The organism is Micromonospora tarensis, assembly GCF_016803395.1.
GTDB lineage: Bacteria > Actinomycetota > Actinomycetes > Mycobacteriales > Micromonosporaceae > Micromonospora > Micromonospora tarensis.
This window is the reverse complement of the sequence record NZ_JAEVHL010000002.1, coordinates 1-19,209: the sequence shown is the minus strand read 5'-3', so window position 1 is coordinate 19,209 and position 19,209 is coordinate 1. Positions and strand designations below refer to the sequence as shown.

At 72.6% G+C, this 19,209-nt stretch carries 15 protein-coding genes and 3 pseudogenes; 11 read left to right on the top strand and 7 right to left on the bottom strand.

Features of this window, described 5'->3' with window-relative positions; translation table 11 throughout:
- Positions 1–31: 31 nt before the first annotated feature.
- Positions 32–1,455: pseudogene (purB, locus tag JM949_RS00650) on the bottom strand (adenylosuccinate lyase).
- 82 nt (positions 1,456–1,537) lie between these two features.
- Entirely contained in the window at positions 1,538–2,830 is a 1,293-nt protein-coding gene (locus JM949_RS00645) for an acetyl-CoA C-acetyltransferase (protein ID WP_203146507.1), read from the bottom strand.
- A 56-nt stretch (positions 2,831–2,886) separates the two neighbouring features.
- Between JM949_RS00645 and JM949_RS00640 the strand changes: the two genes are divergently transcribed.
- From JM949_RS00640 to JM949_RS00610, 7 genes and pseudogenes are all read left to right on the top strand, one after another.
- The gene (locus JM949_RS00640; RefSeq protein WP_203146506.1) at positions 2,887–4,233 is read left to right on the top strand and encodes a 3-oxoacyl-ACP reductase; all 1,347 of its coding nucleotides are present in this window, start codon (positions 2,887–2,889) and stop codon (positions 4,231–4,233) included.
- 58 nt (positions 4,234–4,291) lie between these two features.
- Positions 4,292–5,179, top strand: coding sequence for a MaoC/PaaZ C-terminal domain-containing protein (locus JM949_RS00635; RefSeq protein ID WP_203146609.1), 888 nt, complete (start codon positions 4,292–4,294; stop codon positions 5,177–5,179).
- Positions 5,180–5,256: 77 nt separating this feature from the next.
- Complete coding sequence (locus tag JM949_RS00630) at positions 5,257–6,012, top strand: NUDIX hydrolase (RefSeq protein WP_203146505.1); 756 nt, start codon at positions 5,257–5,259, stop codon at positions 6,010–6,012.
- Positions 6,009–6,980 carry a protein kinase family protein gene (locus JM949_RS00625; RefSeq protein ID WP_203146504.1) on the top strand — a complete coding sequence of 324 codons (972 nt, stop codon included), beginning with the start codon at positions 6,009–6,011 and terminating at the stop codon, positions 6,978–6,980. Before JM949_RS00630 ends, JM949_RS00625 begins: the two co-directional genes overlap by 4 nt.
- Before the next feature lie 9 nt (positions 6,981–6,989).
- Complete coding sequence (locus tag JM949_RS00620; protein WP_203146503.1) at positions 6,990–7,949, top strand: hypothetical protein; 960 nt, start codon at positions 6,990–6,992, stop codon at positions 7,947–7,949.
- Positions 7,946–9,207, top strand: a pseudogene (locus JM949_RS00615) (adenylosuccinate synthetase). The gene JM949_RS00620 and the pseudogene JM949_RS00615 overlap by 4 nt, the downstream one beginning before the upstream one ends.
- A gap of 70 nt (positions 9,208–9,277) precedes the next feature.
- Positions 9,278–9,897, top strand: a pseudogene (locus JM949_RS00610) (DedA family protein).
- A gap of 19 nt (positions 9,898–9,916) precedes the next feature.
- Here JM949_RS00610 and JM949_RS00605 read toward each other — a convergent pair.
- Together JM949_RS00605 and JM949_RS38900 are read right to left on the bottom strand one after the other, a co-directional pair.
- A complete protein-coding gene (locus tag JM949_RS00605) occupies positions 9,917–10,597 on the bottom strand; it encodes a response regulator (protein ID WP_407664674.1) in 681 nt (226 codons plus the stop codon).
- A complete protein-coding gene (locus JM949_RS38900) occupies positions 10,555–11,706 on the bottom strand; it encodes a sensor histidine kinase (protein ID WP_203146501.1) in 1,152 nt (383 codons plus the stop codon). The genes JM949_RS00605 and JM949_RS38900 overlap by 43 nt, the downstream gene beginning before the upstream one ends.
- 134 nt (positions 11,707–11,840) lie before the next feature.
- Here JM949_RS38900 and JM949_RS00595 point away from each other — a divergent pair, with 134 nt between their 5' ends.
- The gene (locus tag JM949_RS00595) at positions 11,841–12,521 is read left to right on the top strand and encodes a DedA family protein (protein WP_238432348.1); all 681 of its coding nucleotides are present in this window, start codon (positions 11,841–11,843) and stop codon (positions 12,519–12,521) included.
- A gap of 10 nt (positions 12,522–12,531) precedes the next feature.
- On the opposite strand, the gene JM949_RS00590 is transcribed toward JM949_RS00595, so the two are convergent.
- A complete protein-coding gene (locus JM949_RS00590; protein ID WP_203146500.1) occupies positions 12,532–13,170 on the bottom strand; it encodes a TetR/AcrR family transcriptional regulator in 639 nt (212 codons plus the stop codon).
- Positions 13,171–13,237: 67 nt separating this feature from the next.
- Between JM949_RS00590 and JM949_RS00585 the strand changes: the two genes are divergently transcribed.
- The 3 genes from JM949_RS00585 (at position 13,238) to JM949_RS00575 (ending at position 16,693) form a co-directional block, all read left to right on the top strand.
- Entirely contained in the window at positions 13,238–13,690 is a 453-nt protein-coding gene (locus JM949_RS00585; protein ID WP_203146499.1) for an SCP2 sterol-binding domain-containing protein, read from the top strand.
- A gap of 1 nt (position 13,691) precedes the next feature.
- Positions 13,692–14,906, top strand: coding sequence for an acyl-CoA dehydrogenase family protein (locus tag JM949_RS00580; protein WP_203146498.1), 1,215 nt, complete (start codon positions 13,692–13,694; stop codon positions 14,904–14,906).
- A 224-nt stretch (positions 14,907–15,130) separates the two neighbouring features.
- A complete protein-coding gene (locus tag JM949_RS00575) occupies positions 15,131–16,693 on the top strand; it encodes an AMP-binding protein (protein WP_203146497.1) in 1,563 nt (520 codons plus the stop codon).
- Here JM949_RS00575 and purD read toward each other — a convergent pair.
- Complete coding sequence (gene purD, locus JM949_RS00570) at positions 16,684–17,949, bottom strand: phosphoribosylamine--glycine ligase (protein ID WP_203146496.1); 1,266 nt, start codon at positions 17,947–17,949, stop codon at positions 16,684–16,686. The genes JM949_RS00575 and purD overlap by 10 nt on opposite strands.
- Positions 17,950–17,994: 45 nt before the next feature.
- Positions 17,995–19,005, bottom strand: a complete 1,011-nt coding sequence (locus JM949_RS00565) for a type IV toxin-antitoxin system AbiEi family antitoxin domain-containing protein (protein ID WP_238432347.1) — start codon at positions 19,003–19,005, stop codon at positions 17,995–17,997.
- Positions 19,006–19,209: the final 204 nt, after the last annotated feature.

Below are 19,209 nucleotides of genomic sequence, written 5' to 3'. Positions count from 1 at the left end.
CTTCATGATCAACAGGGGCAGGGGGTGCGGGTTAGAGGATGGGGGGTGGGGAGTAGGTGGCTGCTTCTGGGTGGGTTTCGACCACCTTGGTGATGCGTCGGGTGATGGCGGCCACCTGGGCCTGGGCGCGCCCACGAAGGCGCTGCGGTCGGCGACCAGAGCGTCGATGTCGGCCCGGGACAGGCCGAGCCGGCCGTCCGCCGCCAACCGGTCGAAGAAGTCGTTCTCCGGCACGCCCTTCTCCCGCATGGCCAGGGCCACCGCCACCGCGTGCTCCTTGATCACCTCGTGGGCGACCTCCCGGCCGACGCCCCGCCGGACCGCCGCCACCAGGATCTTCGTGGTCGCCAGGAAGGGCAGGAACCGCTCCAGCTCCCGGTTGATCACCGCCGGGTACGCGCCGAACTCGTCGAGCACGGTGAGGAAGGTCTGGAACAGCCCGTCGGCGGCGAAGAAGGCGTCCGGCAGGGCCACCCGGCGGACCACCGAGCAGGACACGTCCCCCTCGTTCCACTGGTCCCCGGCCAGCTCACCGACCATCGACAGGTAGCCCCGGATGATCACCGCGAAGCCGTTCACCCGCTCCGACGAGCGGGTGTTCATCTTGTGCGGCATCGCGCTGGAACCGACCTGACCCGGTTTGAAGCCCTCGGTCGCCAGCTCCTGACCGACCATCAGCCGAATCGTGGTGGCCAGCGACGACGGCGCGGCGGCGGTCTGGGCCAGCGCGGCCAGCACGTCGAAGTCCAGCGAGCGCGGGTAGACCTGCCCGACACTGTCCAGCACCCTTGAGAAACCGAGGTGCTCGGCGACCCGCCGCTCCAACTCGGTCACCTTGTCGGCGTCGCCGTCGAAGAGGTCGAGCTGGTCGGCCGCCGTGCCGACCGGTCCCTTGATCCCTCGCAACGGATAGCGGGCGATCAGCTCCTCCAGCCGCTGGTACGCGATCAGCAGCTCCTCCGCCGCCGACGCGAAGCGCTTGCCCAGCGTGGTGGCCTGCGCCGCCACGTTGTGCGAACGACCGGTCATGACCAGCTCGGAATGCTCGTGAGCCAGCCAGGCCAACCGGGCGAGGGTGGCCACCACCCGGTCCCTGATCAACTCCAGCGAGGCACGCACCTGGAGCTGCTCGACGTTCTCGGTGAGATCCCGCGAGGTCATCCCCTTGTGCACGTGCTCGTGCCCGGCGAGCGCGCTGAACTCCTCGATCCGGGCCTTCACGTCATGCCGGGTGACCCGCTCGCGCTCCGCGATCGAGGCCAGGTCGACCTGGTCGAGCACCCGCTCGTACGCCTCGACCACCCCGTCCGGGACCGGCACGCCCAGATCGCGCTGAGCGCGGAGCACAGCGAGCCAGAGCCGCCGCTCCATCCGGACCTTCTCCTCCGGAGACCAGAGGGCGACCAACTCGGGCGAGGCGTACCGGTTGGCCAGCACGTTGGGGATCGTCGTCACGTACCTCATTCTCCCGCACCGGGCGGGCAGCCCTGGAAGGAGCCCCGAGGAAGGGCGGCACCGGGCGCGTGCCCGGCGAGGCTCAGCGCTCCAGGATCGCCGTCACGCCCTGGCCGCCGGCCGCGCAGATCGAGATCAGGCCGCGCCCACCGCCCTTCTCCGCCAGCAGCTTGGCCAGGGTCGCCACGATCCGCCCGCCGGTGGCGGCGAACGGGTGCCCGGCGGCCAGTGACGAGCCGTTGACGTTGAGCCGGTCGGTGTCGATCGCGCCCAGCGGCGCGTCCAGGCCGAGCCGGTCCTTGCAGAACTCCGGCGACTCCCAGGCCGCGAGGGTGGCCAGCACCTGCGAGGCGAACGCCTCGTGGATCTCGTAGTAGTCGAAGTCCTGCAACGTCAGACCGGCTCGGGCCAGCATCCGGGGCACCGCGTACGCGGGGGCCATCAGCAGCCCCTCGTCGCCGTGCACGAAGTCCACCGCCGCCGTCTCCGACCAGCCGAACCAGGCCAGCACCGGCAGGTGGTGCGCGGCAGCCCACTCCTCGCTGGCCAGCAGCACTGTGGACGCGCCGTCGGTCAGCGGCGACGAGTTGCCGGCGGTCATGGTGGCCTGCTCGGCGTCCGGGCCTCGAGTGCCGAAGACCGGCTTCAGCGCGCCGAGCTTCTCCACGCTGGTGTCCGGACGCAGGTTCTGGTCCCGGGTCAGCCCGAGGTACGGGGTCATCAGGTCGTCGAAGAAACCGCTGTCGTACGCGGCGGCCAGCCGCTGGTGTGAGCGCAGCGCCAGCTCGTCCTGGGAGCGCCGGTCGATCTGCCAGCGCAGCGCGGTGCGGGCGGCGTGGTCACCCATGGAGAGGCCGGTACGCGGTTCGGCGTTGCGGGGAATCTCCGGCTTGAACGGCTGGAGCGGGCGCAGCTTCGCCGCGATCTTGAGTCGTTCGCCAAGCGTGCGGGCGGAGTTGAGCTTCAGTAGCGTGCGGCGCATCTCCTCGTTGACCGCGAGCGGGGCGTCGGAGGTGGTGTCGACGCCGCCGGCGATGCCCACCTCCAACTGACCGAGGGCGATCTTGTTGGCGACCAGGATCGCCGCCTCCAGGCCGGTGCCGCAGGCCTGCTGGATGTCGTACGCCGGGGTGTGCGGGTCGAGTCGGGAGCCGAGGACCACCTCCCGGCTGAGGTTGAAGTCGCGGGAGTGTTTGAGCACCGCCCCGGTGACCACCTCGCCGACCCGCTGGCCGGCCAGCCCGTAGCGGGCGATCAGGCCGTCGAGCGCGGCGCCGAGCAGGTCCGCGTTGGACGCGTCCGCGTAGCGGGAGTTCGAACGGGCGAAGGGGATGCGGTTGCCCCCGATGACCGCGACGCGCCGGATGCTCTGCACGATCCGCCTCCTGGAGATGTGTTTGCCCAAACCCTACTCGCCAGTAGGCTACGCCCATGACCGACAGGTACGCGAGCTTCGTCCAATCGGCCGCCGGCCGCGCGCTGGTCAAGCGCCTCGGGCTGCCCGATCCGCCCCGGCTGCGTCGGCACCACCCCGGCGACCCGTTGCTGCCCGGGCCCGCCCTGCTCGGCGCGGCCACCGGCGGTTGGCTCGCCGAACCGGTCGCCGCGATCCTGACCGGTGCCGGGGTCGAGCTACCCGACGACGCCGGGGCAGCGGACCGCTTCGGCGCCCTGGTGTACGACGCCACCGGGATCACCGACTCGACCGACCTGCGGCAGCTCTACGACTTCTTCCACCCGCGGGCCCGGTCCGTGCTGCCCAGCGGCCGGGTGATCGTGCTGGGCACCCCGCCGCAGGAGTGCCCCACCCCTCGTGAGGCGACCGCCCAGCGCGCCCTGGAAGGGCTGGTCCGCAGCATCGGCAAGGAGTTCGGCCGGGGCGTCACCGCGCAACTCGTCTACGTGACCGGTGCCGAGGGCACCACCCACACCAGCCTGGAGTCGACTCTCCGGTTCCTGCTGTCCGGCCGGTCCGCGTACGTCTCGGGGCAGGTCATCCGGGTCGGCGCCAACGCGGCGACCGCCCCGGCGGACTGGGACCGCCCGCTGGACGGGCAGGTCGTGCTGGTCACCGGAGCCGCCCGAGGTATCGGCGCGGCGCTGGCGAAGGTGCTCGCCCGGGACGGCGCACGGGTGGTGGCGCTGGACATCCCGGCCGCCGGGGACGCCCTGGCGGCGGTGGCGAACGACATCGGCGGCACCGCCCTCCAGCTCGACCTGACCGCACCGGACGCGCCGACCCGGCTTGCCGAGCACCTGGCCGGCCGGCACGGCCGAGTCGACGTGGTGGTGCACAACGCCGGCATCACCCGGGACAAGACGCTCGGCCGGATGGACGCCGACCGGTGGGACCAGGTGATCGACGTCAACCTCTCCAGCCAGGAGCGGATCAACGACGTCCTGCTGGCGCGGGAGCTGATCCCGACCGGCGGGCGGATCGTGTCGGTCTCCTCGATCGCCGGGATCGCCGGAAACCGAGGCCAGACCAACTACGCCACCAGCAAGGCCGGTGTGATCGGGTTGGTCGACGCACTCGCGCCGGCCCTGCGCGAGCGGGGGATCAGCGTCAACGCCGTCGCTCCCGGCTTCATCGAGACCCGGCTGACCGCGCGCATCCCGCTGGTGGTCCGCGAGGCGGGCCGGCGGATGAACAGCCTGGCCCAGGGCGGGTTGCCGGTGGACGTGGCCGAGACGATCAGCTGGCTGGCCTGGCCGGCGTCCGGCGCGGTCAGCGGCAACGTGATCCGGGTCTGCGGCCAGAGCCTGCTGGGGGCGTGATGGACGGCGCGGAGGACGACCTCTCTCTGCACGAGCTGATCGACGGCCGACCGAGGCGCTGTCGGCGCAGACCCAGGCCGCGGCACGCCGGCCCGAGTCGGACGGCCGCACCCTGGTGCAGCTGTCCAGGATGCCGGCGGCCGGCGCGCTGTACCGGCGGGCCGTGCTCGGTGCGGTGCCCGGCGTCGGCGGCGGCCGGCGCGGAACCGACCTGCCGGCGGTCGAGTTGGCGGTCAGCGGAGTGACAGTCGACCGGGCGCACCTGGCCGACTACGACCGGGTCTGCGGATTCCGTCTCACCGACCGACTTCCAGCCACCTTTCCGCACGTCATGGGCTTTCCGCTGACGCTGCGGCTGATGACCGCGCCGGGCTTCCCCATCCCACTGACCGGCGTGGTGCACGTCGGCAACCGGATCACCGTGCACCGCCCGATCACCGCCGACGAGACCCTCGACTTCAGCACGTACGCGGCGAACCTGCGCCCGCACGATCGGGGCCGGCAGGTGGACGTGGTGCTGGTCGGCTCGGTCGACGGGGAGGAGGTCTGGCGCGGCGTCTCGACGTACCTGGGTCGGGGCCGTACGTCCGGCGGCGGTGCGCGGGGCGAGCGTCCCGAGGCACCGGCCGCGACGGCCCGCTGGCGGGTGGAACCCCGTGTCGGCACGGGGTACGCACGGGTCTCCGGGGACCACAACCCGATCCACACCTCCCGGCTCGGGGCGCGGCTGTTCGGGTTCCGTCGGCCGATCGCCCACGGCATGTGGAGCAAGGCGCGCTGCCTGGCCGCTCTGGAGAGTCGACTGCCGGACGCGTACACGGTCGAGGTCGCGTTCAAGCTGCCCGTACCGCTGCCGAGCACGGTGAGCTTCACCCTCCTGCCGGACGGCGGGTTCGCGCTGCACGACTCGCGCGGTCGACCGCATCTGGCGGGTCTGCTGCGCTGACGCGTTCCGGGGTTGGCAGGGGCACCTTCGTACGCTAAGTTGTTCTCACAACGAGATGTTCTCAGAATGAGAGTGACATGGTGAACGAGCAGGAGTTCCTGGCGGCGTACGACCCCCGGGCCTATCCGTCGGTCGCGGTGACCGTCGACGTGGTGGCGCTGACCATCCGCGAGGACGCCCTGCACCTGCTACTGATCCGGCGCGGCCAGGCACCCTTCGCGGGGCACTGGGCGCTGCCCGGCGGCTTCGTCCGCCCCGACGAGGACCTGACCGCCGGCGCTCGGCGGGAGTTGGCCGAGGAGACCGGGCTCGGCGGCGAGACGCTGCGTCGCGTACACCTGGAGCAGTTGGGCAGCTATGGCGCACCCGACCGTGACCCGCGGATGCGGGTCGTCTCGGTCGCCCACCTCGCGTTCGCCCCCGACCTGCCCGATCCGGCCGCCGGCAGCGACGCCGACGAGGCGATCTGGTTGCCGGTGACCGCGTTGACCAGCCGCCAGCTCGCCTTCGACCACGGCCGAATCATCGACGACGCGCTGGAGCGGGCCCGGTCCAAGCTGGAGTACACCCCGCTCGCCACCCGCTTCCTGGCCGCCGAGTTCACCATCAGCGAGCTACGCGCCGTCTACGAGACGGTCTGGGGTCACCCGCTGCACGCCGGCAACTTCCACCGCAAGGTGCTCTCGGTGCCGGGCTTCGTGGAGAGCACCGGCACCCACACCGAGCGTGGCGGCGCCCGGGGTGGCCCCCGGGCCCGGCTCTACCGGGCCGGCGATGCCCGGCTGCTGCACCCGGCGCTGCTGCGCCCCGCCCGAGAGGAGACGGTGCGGTGAGGGCCGTGGAGGCGATCGGCCTGGTCGCGGCCGCCCGCACCGACGCCGACCTGTTCGGCGCGGAGCAGCCGGCCCGCCGCTACCGCGAGCTGGTAGCGGCCCTGCACCCCGACCGCCTGCCGGCCGACCCGGCGGTACGCGCCGAAGCCCTCGACGCGTTCGTCCACGTCACCACCCGGTGGCAGGCCCGACGGGTCACCGTCCTCGGCGACTACCGGATCGGCGCCCCGGCCCACTCGGGCGACCTGGCCGACCTCTACGACGTCGGCGCCGACCGACTCCTCAAGCTCCCCCGACGGCCCACCGACAACGATCTGATGGCCCGCGAGGCGCACGCCCTGCGCACCATCGCCGAGCGCGGCGACCCGCGCTACCTGCCGTACCTGCCCCGGCTCGTCGACGAACTCCGGCACCGCGACGCCACCACCGGCGCGGAACGGCGGATCAACGTCGTCGCCACCGCACCCGACCTGCACGATCTCCACGAGGTGCGACACGCGTACCCGGACGGGCTGGACGGCCGCGACGTCGCCTGGATGTGGCGGCGACTGCTGGTGGTGCTCGGCCTGGCCCACCGGGCGGGCATCGTGCACGGCGCGGTGCTGCCGCGACACGTGCTGATCGAGCCGGACGCCCACGGCGTGGTGCTCGTCGACTGGTGCTTCTCCGCCCCCATCGGCGGCACGATCCCCGCGCTGGTGCCCGGCCACCAGGACTGGTATCCGCCGGAGGTCGTCCAGCAGCGGCCCTGCGGGCCGGGCACCGACATCTGGATGGCCACCCAGTGCATGACCTCGCTGCTGGACCGACACGCGCCGCGCGAGCTGCGCACCTTCGCCCAGGGCTGCCGGCAACGCTTCCTGTCCCACCGGCCCGACGACGCCTGGCGACTGCTCCGCGAACTCGACCAGGTGCTGGACCGGATCTACGGGCCACGCACCTTCCGACCCTTCACCCTCACCCCCTAGGGAGTTGTCATGGGCAGTGGAATCTGGTCCACCGACGTGTACGACGCCGCCGACCGCTACCGCCGGTCCACCGGCGGCAGCGCCTTCTCCTACAGCGACAGCGGGGCACGCACCGTGCACCCCGCACTCGACCCCAGGGACGCGACCCGGGAGAGCCGCGACTCCGCCGAGCACCCCCGGTCGACCCCGGTCGCGGTGCTCTTCGACGTGACCGGGTCGATGCGCACGGTGCCGCGCGTGCTACAGACCAAGCTGCCGCAGCTGCTCGGGCTGCTGCAACGGCAGGGCTACGCCAGCGACCCGCAGATCATGTTCGGCGCGATCGGTGACGCCACCTGCGACCGCGTGCCGTTGCAGGTGGGCCAGTTCGAGTCGGACAACCGGATGGACGACGACCTCGGCCGGATCGTCCTCGAAGGCGGCGGTGGCGGCCAGATGACCGAGTCGTACGAGCTGGCCATGTACTTCATGGCCCGGCACACCGTCACGGACAGCTGGGAGAAGCGCGGCCGGCGCGGCTACCTGTTCGTCATCGGCGACGAGCTGGCCTACCCACGGGCGAAGTCCCGGGAGGTGTCCAGGGTGATCGGTGACGACCTGGCCGAGGACCTGCCGCTACGACAGATCGTCGACGAGGTGACCCGCCGCTGGGACACCTACTACCTGCTGCCGGCCGGCAGCCACTACGCCGGCAACGCCACTGTGCTCGACTTCTGGCGTGGCCTGCTCGGGCAGAACGCCGTGGTCCTCGACGACCTCGACGCGGTCTGCGAGACCATTGCGCTCACCGTCGGCCTCGGCGAGCAGGCCATCGACCTGGACGAGGGTCTGCGCCACCTGGACCGCGCCGGCTCCAGCGCCACCGGGACCGTGTCGAAGGCGCTGGCCCGGCTCGGCCGGGGACGGCGGGCCGAGGTGTCCACGCTGCCCACCCTCACCGACACCACCGACGGGGTGACCCGGCTGTGAGGCACCTGGCGGTGGTCGACCTCGGCTACGGCGACGCCGGTAAGGGCACCGTGGTGGACTGGCTCTGCGCCACCCGTCCGGTGCACACGGTGGTCCGCTTCAACGGGGGCGCGCAGGCGGCACACAACGTCGTGCGGCGCGACCGGCGGCACCACACGTTCGCGCAGTTCGGCGCCGGCACGTTCCATCCCGGTGTGCGTACGCACCTGTCCCGGCACGTGGTGGTGGACCCGCTGGCGCTGGCCGCCGAGGCCGACCACCTCGCCACGGTCGGGGTGCCCGACGCGCTCGACCGATTGACCATCGACGGGGACGCGCTGCTCGCCACCCCGTACCACCGGGCCGCCAACCGGGCCCGGGAGACCGCCCGGGGAGCCGACCGGCACGGCTCCTGCGGGCTGGGGGTGGGCGAGGCCGTCGGGTACGGCCTCGCCACCCCGACGACGCGCCCCGGGTCGTCGACTGCCGCGACCCGGCGCTGCTGCGCCGCCGGCTGACCGTCCTGCGGGACCGGCTGACCGCCGAGCTGGGCCCGCTGGACGCGCCACCGGTCGAGGCCTGCCTGCCTGCGTTCACCGGGTTCGCCGGGCGGGTCGCGATCGTGGACGGAAGCTGGCTCGCCGGGGCGCTGCGCGCCGGGACCTGCGTCTTCGAGGGCGCGCAGGGGGTGCTGCTCGACGAGTGGCACGGCTTCCACCCGTACACCACCTGGAGCACCACCACGTTCGCCAACGCCGACAGCCTGCTCGCCGAGGCGGGCCAGGCCGGTGAGCTGACCCGGGTCGGGGTGCTCCGGGTGGTCACCACCCGGCACGGGCCCGGCCCGCTGGTGACCGAGGACCCGGCCCTGCCGCTGGCCGACCCGCACAACCCGACGAACCAGTGGCAGGGCCGGTTCCGGTTCGGTCACTTCGACGCGGTAGCCCACCGGTACGCCCTCGACGTCGTCGGCGGCGTCGATGGCCTGGCCCTGACCCACCTCGACCTCGCCGGTCCCGGGCTGCGGATCTGCCGCCGCTACGACACCACCGACCGGCTCACCCCGGGCCCACCCGGCGACCTGGACCGGCAGGCCGCGCTCACCGCCCGCCTACTGCGCTCCCGTCCGGTCTACGACGACCCACCGGCCGACTGGGCGGCGGCGGTCAGCGCGGAGCTGGGCACCCCGGTGGTGCTGACCTCGGCTGGTCCCACCGCCGGGGACAAGACCCCGCTCGGCCCGCTGCTCACCGCACCGGCGCTGGTCCGCGCCGGCTGACCGGCAGAGCCGTGAAGGGCGTTCCGGCGACTCGACCACCGGGCGGCCCGTCCCCGGCGAGCATGAGTGCATGGACGCCCTGCTCGACCTCCTCCGTGGGACGGTCACGTCACCGTGGGTGTACCTGCTGATCTTCGGGCTCACCGCGGTCGACGCGTTCTTTCCCGCGGTGCCGGGCGAGGCAGCGGTGATCACCGCCGGGGTGCTGTCGGCCAGCGGCGGCCACCCCGCCCTGGTCCTGGTGATCGTCAGCGCCGCCGTCGGCGCGCTTGTCGGCGACCACGTCTCGTACGCCATCGGTCGGGGCGGCGGCGCGCAGCGGCTGGCGCGGCTGCCGAACGGCAGCGCCGACGGGCCAGCTCAGAGTGGGCCCGGCGGGCGGTGGACCGGCGCGGCGGAATCATCCTGACCACCTCCCGGTACCTGCCGGGCGGCCGGACCGCCGTGACCCTCACCATGGGCGCGGTGGGCTATCCCCGCCGGGCGTTCCTGCTGTACGACAGCATCGCGACCGTCAGCTGGGCGGTGTACTGCGGGCTGCTCGGCTACTTCGGTGGGCTCGCCTTCGAACGGGAGCCGATCAAGGGACTGCTGGTCGGCGTGGGGATCTCGGTGATCGTCACCTTCGGCCTGGAGGGAATTCGTTGGCTGCGCCGCCGGGCACACCGTCGCGCGGCGTCGCACCGCTGACCGGTGTCGGCCGGTCACGTCACAGCAGGTCGGCGTCGTGCACCAGGATCGCCAACTGCACCCGGTTGCCCGCGTGCAGTTTCGCCAGCGCCCGGCTGACATGCGCCTTCACCGTGGCCTCGCTCATCGTCAGCCGCCGGGCGATCTCCGCGTTGCCGTGCCCGAGCGCCACCTCCCGGACGATCGCCAGCTCCCGCTCGGTGAGCGCGGCGAGCCGCTCGCGCGCCGTGTCCCGGCGGCCCGGACCACGCTCGGCGAACGAGCTGATCAGTCGCCGGGTCACCGTCGGGGCCAGCATCGCGTGCCCGGCGGCCACCGTACGGACGGCCGCGGCCAACTCGCGGGGTGGGGTGTCCTTGAGCAGGAAGCCGACCGCGCCGGCCCGCAGCGCCCGGTGCACGTACTCGTCGAGGTCGAAGGTGGTCAACATGATCACCTTCGGGCCGGCGGCGACCACCTCGGGCGCGACGGTCAGCCCGTCGACGCCCGGCATCCGCACGTCGAGCAGCACCACATCGGGGCGTAACCGGTGGGCCTGCTCCAGCGCGCCGGCGCCGTCGGCCGCCTCACCGACGACCGTGATGTCCGCCGCCGCCTCGAGGATCAACCGCAGCCCGGCCCGGACCAGTTGCTCGTCGTCGACCACCACCACCCGGATCACGCCGCACCCGCCAGCGGAAGCAGGGCCCGGACCAGGAATCCGCCGTCCACCGCGGTGGCCTCCAGCCGGCCGCCGAGCAGCTCCACCCGCTCACGCAGCCCGAGCAGCCCCTGCCCGGCACCGGGCAGCGCCGACCGGCGGTCGGACGGGCCGTTGCGGACCACCACCTCCAGCCCGTCGGGCAGGTAGCGCAGGCAGACGACCGTCTCGGCGTCGGCGGCGTGCTTGCGCACGTTCGTCAACGCCTCCCGGACCACCCGATACGCGGTGCGCCCCAGGGTCGCCGGTAGTGCCGGCGGCACGCCCTCGTCCTGCCGGGACACCCGCAGACCGGCGGTACGGGACTCCTCGATCAGCTCGTCCAACGCGTCGAGTCCCCGCTCCGGCACCACGGCCGGGCCGGCCTGCCGCAGCACGCCCAGCACCTCCCGCAGGTCGGTGAGCGCCTGCCGGCCGGTCGCCCGGATCAGCGCGGCGGCCTCGACGGTGGCCGAATCGGCGGCGGTCACCTCCAGCGCTCCGGCGTGCACCACCATGAGCGAGACCCGGTGCGCCACCACGTCGTGCATCTCCCGGGCGATCCTGGTCCGCTCCTCGGCACGAACCCGGTCGGCGTGCGCCTCCCGCTCGCGTTCCAACCGCTCGGCCCGGTCCCGCAGCGCGGCGAGGGTGTCCCGGCGGGCTCGCACCCAGAGGCCGAAGACCAGCGGAAGCCCGACCAGACAGGCGGCGAGCAGCAGCACGTTGCCGGTGGTGGCGGTGGTGATCCGACGCGGGCCACCCACCGCCAGCCCGACCAGCACCCCACCGGCCAGCACCACTGCCACACCGGCGAGGTAGCCGGCGAGTCGCCGGCCACGCAGCCGCAGACCCGCCTGGTACGAGGCGACCACCCCGGCCGCCGCCGCGGCGAGCACCAGCCATCCGACCGCCGCGGCCAGGAACAACGGCCAGCGGCGGGTCCGGACGGTGGCGGTGGCCCAACCCGAGGACACCGCGAGCACCAGCACGACGGCACCGGGCAGCGGCGAGCGGACGCCGATGTCACCGGCGGCGCTGGCCCAGACCGCTGCCGCGACCGTGACGGCGAGCAACAGTGGGGCGTACCGCTGGACGGCCCGCCGGACGGCGGCGGGGCTGGAGGCCACCCAGCGAGCGTAGGGCTTCGCGAACGGATCGGCCCGCCCCGCGCCGCCGGACCGGGGCGGGATGGGGGAAGACCCCGAGCCGTCGTCCGGGCCGGCCGCTACCAAAGTAGTGCCGCCTGCCTGACCACTGGCCGATGGCGGCGACCGCCACCCGCAGCAGCATCAGCATCATGGATCTGCTCGACCTGCTGCACCAGACGATGTCCTCGCCCTGGGTGTACCTGGCGATCTTCGCGATCGCGGTGCTCGACGGCTTCTTTCCCGTCGTGCCGAGCGAGACGGCGGTGATCACCGCTGGGGTGTTCGCGGCCGCTGGCGCGCCGTACCTGCCGCTGGTGATCGTGGTGGCCGCCGCCGGAGCGCTGGTTGGTGACCACGTCTCGTACGCCATCGGCCGCAAGGGTGGCACCCGCCTGCTCGACCGGCTGCCGCCCGACGGCCGACGCCGCAGGGCCATCGACTGGGCCCGTCGGGGAATCGCGACCCGGGGCGGCCTGATCCTCACCGTGGCCCGCTACGTGCCGGGGGGCCGGACCGCTGTCACCCTCACCATGGGCGCGGTGCGGTATCCCCGGCGGCGTTTTCTGGCCTTCGACGCGCTCGCCGCCGGCTCCTGGGGGCTCTACTCGGCGGTGGTCGGCTACGTCGGCGGGCTGGCCTTCGAGCAGAACCCGCTGCGCGGCCTCCTGCTCGGTCTGGGTCTCGCCCTGACCGTGACGCTTGTCGTGGAGGTGGTCCGCTGGCTCCGCAACCGTCGTCGATCCGCCCGGCCGACTCCCGCGAGCCAGCCGGTGGCGCGGACCCCGGTGCGGTGATCCGGGTCGGTCAGTGCGTCGGCGGTCGCCAGGTCACGCCGTGCAGGAGCTGGGCCGCGCCGAGCCAGGCGACGTTCATCATCCGGGTGGCGGTCTTCTCCGGGTCGGCCTCCGGGTGGTCGGCGAGCCAGTCGGCCAGCGACTCGCTCGCGCCGACCAGCGCGTACGCGACGACCTCCAGATCGACGGCGGCGATCTCGCGGCCTTCGGCGCGCAGCGCGTGGTCGAGCATCCCGGCGACCACCTCGACCAGCCGGGCCCGCATGGCGGCCAGCTCACCGGCGAACGGTTGCTCGCCCCGGGCCTGCCGGTAGAGCACCGCCCAGCCGTCCCGGTGGGCGCCGACGAAGCCGAAGAACGCCCGTAGCCCGCGCCAGAGCCGCTCGTCGGCCGGCAGGTCGGGGGCCGCCGCCCCGGCGATGGCCTGCATCATCCGGGTGCCCTCCCGGTGCAGGCAGGCGACGAAGAGCTCCTCCTTGGTGCCGAGGTACGCGTAGACCATGGGTTTGGAGATGCCGGCGTCCTCCGCGATCTCGTCCATGCTGGCGGCGTGGAAGCCGCGCCGGGAGAAGACCCGCACGGCCGCGTCGAGCATCTGCTGCTCGCGGACGGCACGTGGCAGGCGCTTGAAGGCGGGGACGGTGGACACCTTGCGAGCATACCTACTCGTGCGTAGGGTTACGCGCGAGTAGCCAAACTTCCGGAAGGCGCACCTGATGACTGACTTCGACCCGGCCACCTTCGCCAACGTCGGCCCCAAGGAGTTCGCCCAGCTGGTCAAGTCCACCCCGGACGACAAGATCGCCAAGGCGATGTCCGGTGACCTGCGCGGCAAGATCCTCGGTGAGGTGTTCGGCCGGATGCCGTCGCTGTTCCGCGCGGACCGGGCCGGTTCCACCAACGCGGTCATCCACTGGATCATCACTGGTCGCCCCGACGGCGGCAACGACACCTACGAGGTGGTCATCGCCGACGGCACGTGTGTCGTGAACGAGACCCCGCAGCACGACCCGAAGCTCAGCCTGACCATGGGCCCGGTCGAGTTCCTGAAGATCGTCTCCGGTGGCGCCAACCCGGTGATGATGTTCATGACCGGCAAGCTGAAGGCGAAGGGCGACCTCGGCCTCGCCGCCAACATCGCCAACCTGTTCGACATCCCCAAGGCCTGACATGGCTGAGTTCTCGCTCGACCTGAACGAGGAACAGCGGGATCTACGCGACTGGGTGCACGGCTTCGCCGCCGAGGTCGTGCGCCCGGCCGCCGCCGAGTGGGACGAGCGCGAGGACACCCCGTGGCCGGTGATCCAGGAAGCCGCCAAGGTCGGCCTCTACGGCTTCGAGTTCCTCGCCACCTGCTGGGCCGACCCGACCGGGCTCTCCCTGCCGATCGCCAGCGAGGAACTCTTCTGGGGTGACGCCGGCATCGGCCTGAGCATCTTCGGCACCTCGCTCGCCGTCGCCGCCATCTACGGCGCCGGCACCCCCGACCAGATGATCGAGTGGGTGCCGCAGTGCTTCGGCGACGTCGACTCGCCGGCCGTCGCCGCGTTCTGCACCAGCGAACCCGAGGCCGGCTCCGACGTCGGCGCGATGCGCACCCGGGCCGTCTACGACGAGGCCACCGACGAGTGGGTGCTGACTGGGCAGAAGGCGTACGCCACCAACGGCGGCATCGCCGGAGTGCACGTGGTCACCGCCTCCGTCGACCCCACGCTCGGCTCCCGAGGTCAGGCGGCGTTCGTCGTACCGCCCGGCACCCCCGGCCTGGCCGCCACCCGCAAGCTGCGCAAACTCGGTCTTCGCGCGTCACACACCGCCGACGTCTTCCTCGACGGGGTACGCGTACCGGGCCGTTGCCTGCTCGGCGGCAAGGACTCGCTTGACGAGCGGTTGGCCCGGGCCCGTTCCGGTCAGCGGTCCACCGGGCAGGCCGCGATGCGCACCTTCGAGCTGTCCCGGCCCACCGTCGGCGCGCAGGCGCTCGGCGTGGCCCGGGCCGCCTACGAGTACGCCCTGGACTACGCGAAGGAACGGGTCCAGTTCGGACGCCCGATCATCGAGAACCAGGCGGTCGCGTTCGCGCTGGCCGACATGCGGATGGAGATCGACGCGGCGCGGCTGCTGGTGTGGCGTGCCTCGTGGATGGGCCGCAACAACCGCCCGTTCACCGCGGGCGAGGGGTCGATGTCCAAGCTCAAGGCCGGCGAGGTGGCGGTGTCGGTCACCGAGAAGGCGGTGCAACTGCTCGGTGGGGCAGGTTTCCTGCGCGACCACCCGGTCGAGCGCTGGTACCGGGACGCCAAGATCTACACCATCTTCGAGGGCACCTCGGAGATCCAGCGGCTGGTCATCTCCCGGGCGGTCTCCGGGATGCAGATCCGCTGACCCGGTGGCCCGGCCCGCCTCGGCGAAGCCGGGCCATCCGGTCCGCCTCCGCCGGGGGCGGGCCATTCGGTCCGGAGAATCCCACCACGTGTGCCGTCTTCGTCACCCCATGCCGACGCCGACTGGGCCGCCGACCGCGCCCGGTGCATGATCAAGGAAAGAAGCCCTGGTGGGCGGGGAGCCGCGTCGCCCCGTCCGCGCACCACCCCGAGGAGGTCTGCGGCATGGACCTGCCGTTCATGGTCGCCACGCTGACCCGTCGCGGGCTGCTCACCCCCGGCAGCCCGATCCGGGTCGCCTCGCAGCTCAACGCGTTGCGGACCTGGGGGTGGAGCCTCGCCGGCGAGCTACGCCAGGCAGCCGCCCGGGATCCCGGCCGGCCGGCCGTCATCGACGAGGACGGCGTCGAGCTGACCTACCAGGACCTGCTCGACCGGGCCGAACGGATGGCCCGGTCGATGCGGGCCGGGCTCGGCGTGCAGGCCGGCGACCGGATCGGCGTGCTCTGCCGCAACCACCACGGGCTGATCGAGACGATCGTCGCCGCCACCCTGCTCGGCGTCGACGCGGTACTGGTCAACACCGGGCTCTCCGCCGCCCAGCTGGCCACCGTCGCCGAGGAACAGCGACTGCGGGTGCTGGTACACGACGACGAGTTCGCCGAGCGGGTCCTCGGCCTCCCCGCCGAGCTGCCCCGACTCGACGAACGCGCCCGCGAAGAGTTGGTGGCCGGGGCACTGCCGGGTGACCTGCACCCGCCGGAGCGCGACGGCCGGATCATCGTGCTGACCTCCGGCACCACCGGCACACCCAAGGGCGCCCGCCGGCCGACGCCCGGCGGCTTCGGCCCGCTGGTCTCCATCATCGACCGCATCCCCCTGCACGTCCGGGACCGGGTGCTGATCGCCGCCCCGATCTTCCACACCTGGGGACTCGCCGCCCTACAGGTCTGCCTGGCACTGCGGGCCACCATCGTGCTGCACCGCCGCTTCGACCCGGCCGCCACGCTCGCCGCCCTGACGACGCACCGATGCGACGCGCTGTTCGCCGTACCGGTGATGCTGCAACGGCTGCTGGAGGTGACCCCGCCGGAGCCACGCCCCCCGCTCACTGTCGTCGCGGTCAGCGGGTCCGCCCTGCCCGGCGGGCTGGCACCGAAGTTCATGGACGCCTACGGGGATGTGTTGTACAACCTCTACGGCTCCACCGAGGTCTCCTGGGCCTCCATCGCCGGCCCGCAGGATCTGCGCCAGGCACCGACCACTGCCGGCCGACCACCGCACGGCACCCGATTGGCGATGCTCGACGACGACGGCCAGCCGGTGCCGGACGGGCGGGTCGGGCGGATCTTCGTCGGCAACGAGATGCTCTTCGAGGGCTACACCTCCGGTGCCAGCCGGGAAACCCACGACGGACTGCTGGACACCGGTGACCTCGGCCGGCTCAACGCCGACGGGCTGCTCTTCGTCGACGGCCGGGCCGACGACATGATCGTCTCCGGTGGGGAGAACGTCTTCCCGTCCGAGGTGGAGGACCTGCTCGCGCAACTGCCGCAGGTCCGCGAGGCAGCCGTGATCGGCGTACCCGACGACGAGTACGGCCAGCGCCTGTCGGCGTTCCTCGCCCTACACCCCGGCGAGACGCTCGACCCCGAGGCGGTACGCGAGTACGTCCGGCACTACCTGGCCCGATTCAGCGTCCCCCGAGACGTGGTCTTCGTGAAGTACCTGCCCCGCAACGCCACCGGCAAGGTGCTCGCCCGCGAGCTGCGCCGCTACTACGGCTGAGTTGACCCGCCGGGAATGGTGATCCGGCCGTCGATCGCGGTTGCGGCGATATCGGTACGGTGCTGCGAGCCGGCCAACCGCACCCCGTCCACCAGCGCGTACGCGGCATCCCGGGCGGCGGCCAGATCGGCGCCGGTGGCCGTACCGCAGAGGACCCGGCCGCCGGCGGAGAGCAACGCGCCGTCGTCGGCCCGGCGGGCGGTGCCGGCGTGGATGATGCCCGGGCCGTCCGCGCCGGTGATCACGTCGCCGGTGCGCGGCGCGGCCGGATAGCCCCGCGAGGCGAGCACCACGGTGACCGCGCTGCCGTCCCGCCACCGCAGCGGCGGATGCTCGGCCAGCGTGCCGGTGGCCGCCGCGTGCAGCAGCCCGCCCAGTGGAGTCTCCAGCAACGCGAGCACCACCTGGGTCTCCGGGTCACCGAAGCGGGCGTTGAACTCGATCACCCGAGGGCCGGCAGCCGTGATCGCGAGCCCGACATAGAGCAGCCCGGCGAACGGGGTGCCCCGACGACGCATCTCCGCGAGCGTCGGGTGAACCACGTCACGCAGCACGTCGTCGACCAGGCCGGGCGGGGCCCACGGCAGCGGTGCGTACGCGCCCATGCCGCCGGTGTTCGGCCCGGTGTCGCCGTCGCCGAGTCGCTTGAAGTCCTGGGCCGGCAGCAGCGGCAGCGCCGCCTCGCCGTCGGTGACCACGAAGAGGCTGACCTCCGGGCCGGCGAGGAACTCCTCGACCACGACCCGCCCGCACTCCCGTGCGTGCGCCAGCGCGGCCGACCGGTCGTCGGTCACCACCACGCCCTTGCCGGCGGCGAGCCCGTCGTCCTTCACCACGTACGGGGCACCGAACTCGTCCAGCGCCCGCGCGGTGCTCTCGTCGTCCGTGCAGACGTACGCCCGGGCGGTCGGCACACCGGCGGCCGTCATCACGTCCTTGGCGAAGGCCTTGGAGCCCTCCAACTGGGCAGCCGCACCGGACGGACCGAACACGGCGATGCCCTTGGCTCGGATCGCGTCGGCGACCCCGGCGACCAGCGGCGCCTCGGGCCCGATCACCACCAGGTCAGCCGCGGTCTCCACGGCCAACGCCGCCACCGAGGCCGGATCGGAGGCATTGACCGCCCGCACCTCGGCAACCCCGGCGATGCCCGGGTTACCGGGCGCGGCGATCAGCGCGTCAACAGCCGGATCCGCCACCAGACCAAGGGCGAGCGCATGCTCCCGCCCGCCCCCACCAACCAAAAGAACCCGCACGCCGAGATCCTACTGCCCCCCGCGCACCCCTCGTTGATCATGAGGTTATTGCCAGTCGCGCCGGCGTTTCTTGGTAATAACTTCATGATCAACAAGGGGTGTGAGTGGTGCCGTTAGAGGGGGGTTGGGGGCGGTGGGGGGCGGCGGCGATCGCCTGACGGACGGTCCAGGGGATGTAGTCGGGGCGGAGGGTGTCCGACCAGGTGAAACGGAGAACGGTCCAGCCGGCGTTGACCAGTCGGTTCTGCCTGCGTCGTCCGCGAAGGCTGCTTCGGGAGCACCGTGCGGGCCGCGGCCGTCGGCCTCGGCGATGATCCGTGGCCCTCGCCAGCCAAGGTCACCAATGCCCAGCAGGTACCCGTCATCGTCGCGGACCTCAAGTTGCAACACATCGGGCGGCACCCCGCCGTCGACACAGCGGAGACGGGTCCGCGTCTCGAGCGGCGACTGCGCACGCCCATCAGCCTCGGCGAGGTAACCACGAGCCGCGAGCGCACCGCGACGCCCCCGTACGAGGCGCGGGATGGAGAGCAGGTCATCGGCGTTGACGATTCGACGGTTCAGCGCGGAATCCAGCACGCTCACCGCCGAATACCGGTCAGTTCGCAGACACAGGTCGGCGAGGGTCCGTAGCGGCGCGGTGACGGTGATTCCGTCTAGCCGCACGGCGTGCTCCGGCGGGATGACGAACTGGTGGACCAGCACCTCCGGCTGGGCAGGGCGAGCCGGCCTGGCGAGCGGGCCGGGAACCGATAGGTGAATCTGCTCCGTCGCTCGCAAGCCGGCCAGGCCGTGCAACTCGGCGGCAGTGGACAGCACGGCTGTCGCCGCTGGGCCGAACGAGGCGACCACCGCCCTGATCTTGGCGCGGCGGGGTGTGCCGTCGTACAGATCGGCGTCCACGAGATAACCACTCCGCGCCACCGCCCGCCAGCGGCCAGCGCGGCACAACCGCTGCACCTCGTGCGCGGTCAGGCCGGCGGATCGCGCCTGCGCGAGCGTCACGATCCCGTCCCTGGCGGCCGCGATCCGCCGCACCACGTCCAAGGCGTCCACCCGACCACCCTGACGCCCCCAGAGGCCCCAAAAAACCCCCTGTGGACAAACCCCCGCCCCCTGTGGATAACTCAGTCGCCCCGCCTGGTTGATCATGAAGCTATTGTCCCTGGCGGCCGCGATCCGCCGCACCACGTCCAAGGCGTCCACCCGACCACCCTGACGCCCCCAGAGGCCCCAAAAAACCCCCTGTGGACAAACCCC

What these genes read in the sequence shown, in the direction of transcription:
- JM949_RS00640 (WP_203146506.1), top strand. Translation starts at nt 2,887, where the DNA reads ATGACCGACAGGTACGCGAGCTTCGTCCAATCGGCCGCCGGCCGCGCG.
- JM949_RS00630 (WP_203146505.1), top strand. Translation starts at nt 5,257, where the DNA reads ATGGTGAACGAGCAGGAGTTCCTGGCGGCGTACGACCCCCGGGCCTAT.
- JM949_RS00620 (WP_203146503.1), top strand. Translation starts at nt 6,990, where the DNA reads ATGGGCAGTGGAATCTGGTCCACCGACGTGTACGACGCCGCCGACCGC.
- JM949_RS00595 (WP_238432348.1), top strand. Translation starts at nt 11,841, where the DNA reads ATGGCGGCGACCGCCACCCGCAGCAGCATCAGCATCATGGATCTGCTC.
- JM949_RS00585 (WP_203146499.1), top strand. Translation starts at nt 13,238, where the DNA reads ATGACTGACTTCGACCCGGCCACCTTCGCCAACGTCGGCCCCAAGGAG.
- JM949_RS00580 (WP_203146498.1), top strand. Translation starts at nt 13,692, where the DNA reads ATGGCTGAGTTCTCGCTCGACCTGAACGAGGAACAGCGGGATCTACGC.
- JM949_RS00575 (WP_203146497.1), top strand. Translation starts at nt 15,131, where the DNA reads ATGGACCTGCCGTTCATGGTCGCCACGCTGACCCGTCGCGGGCTGCTC.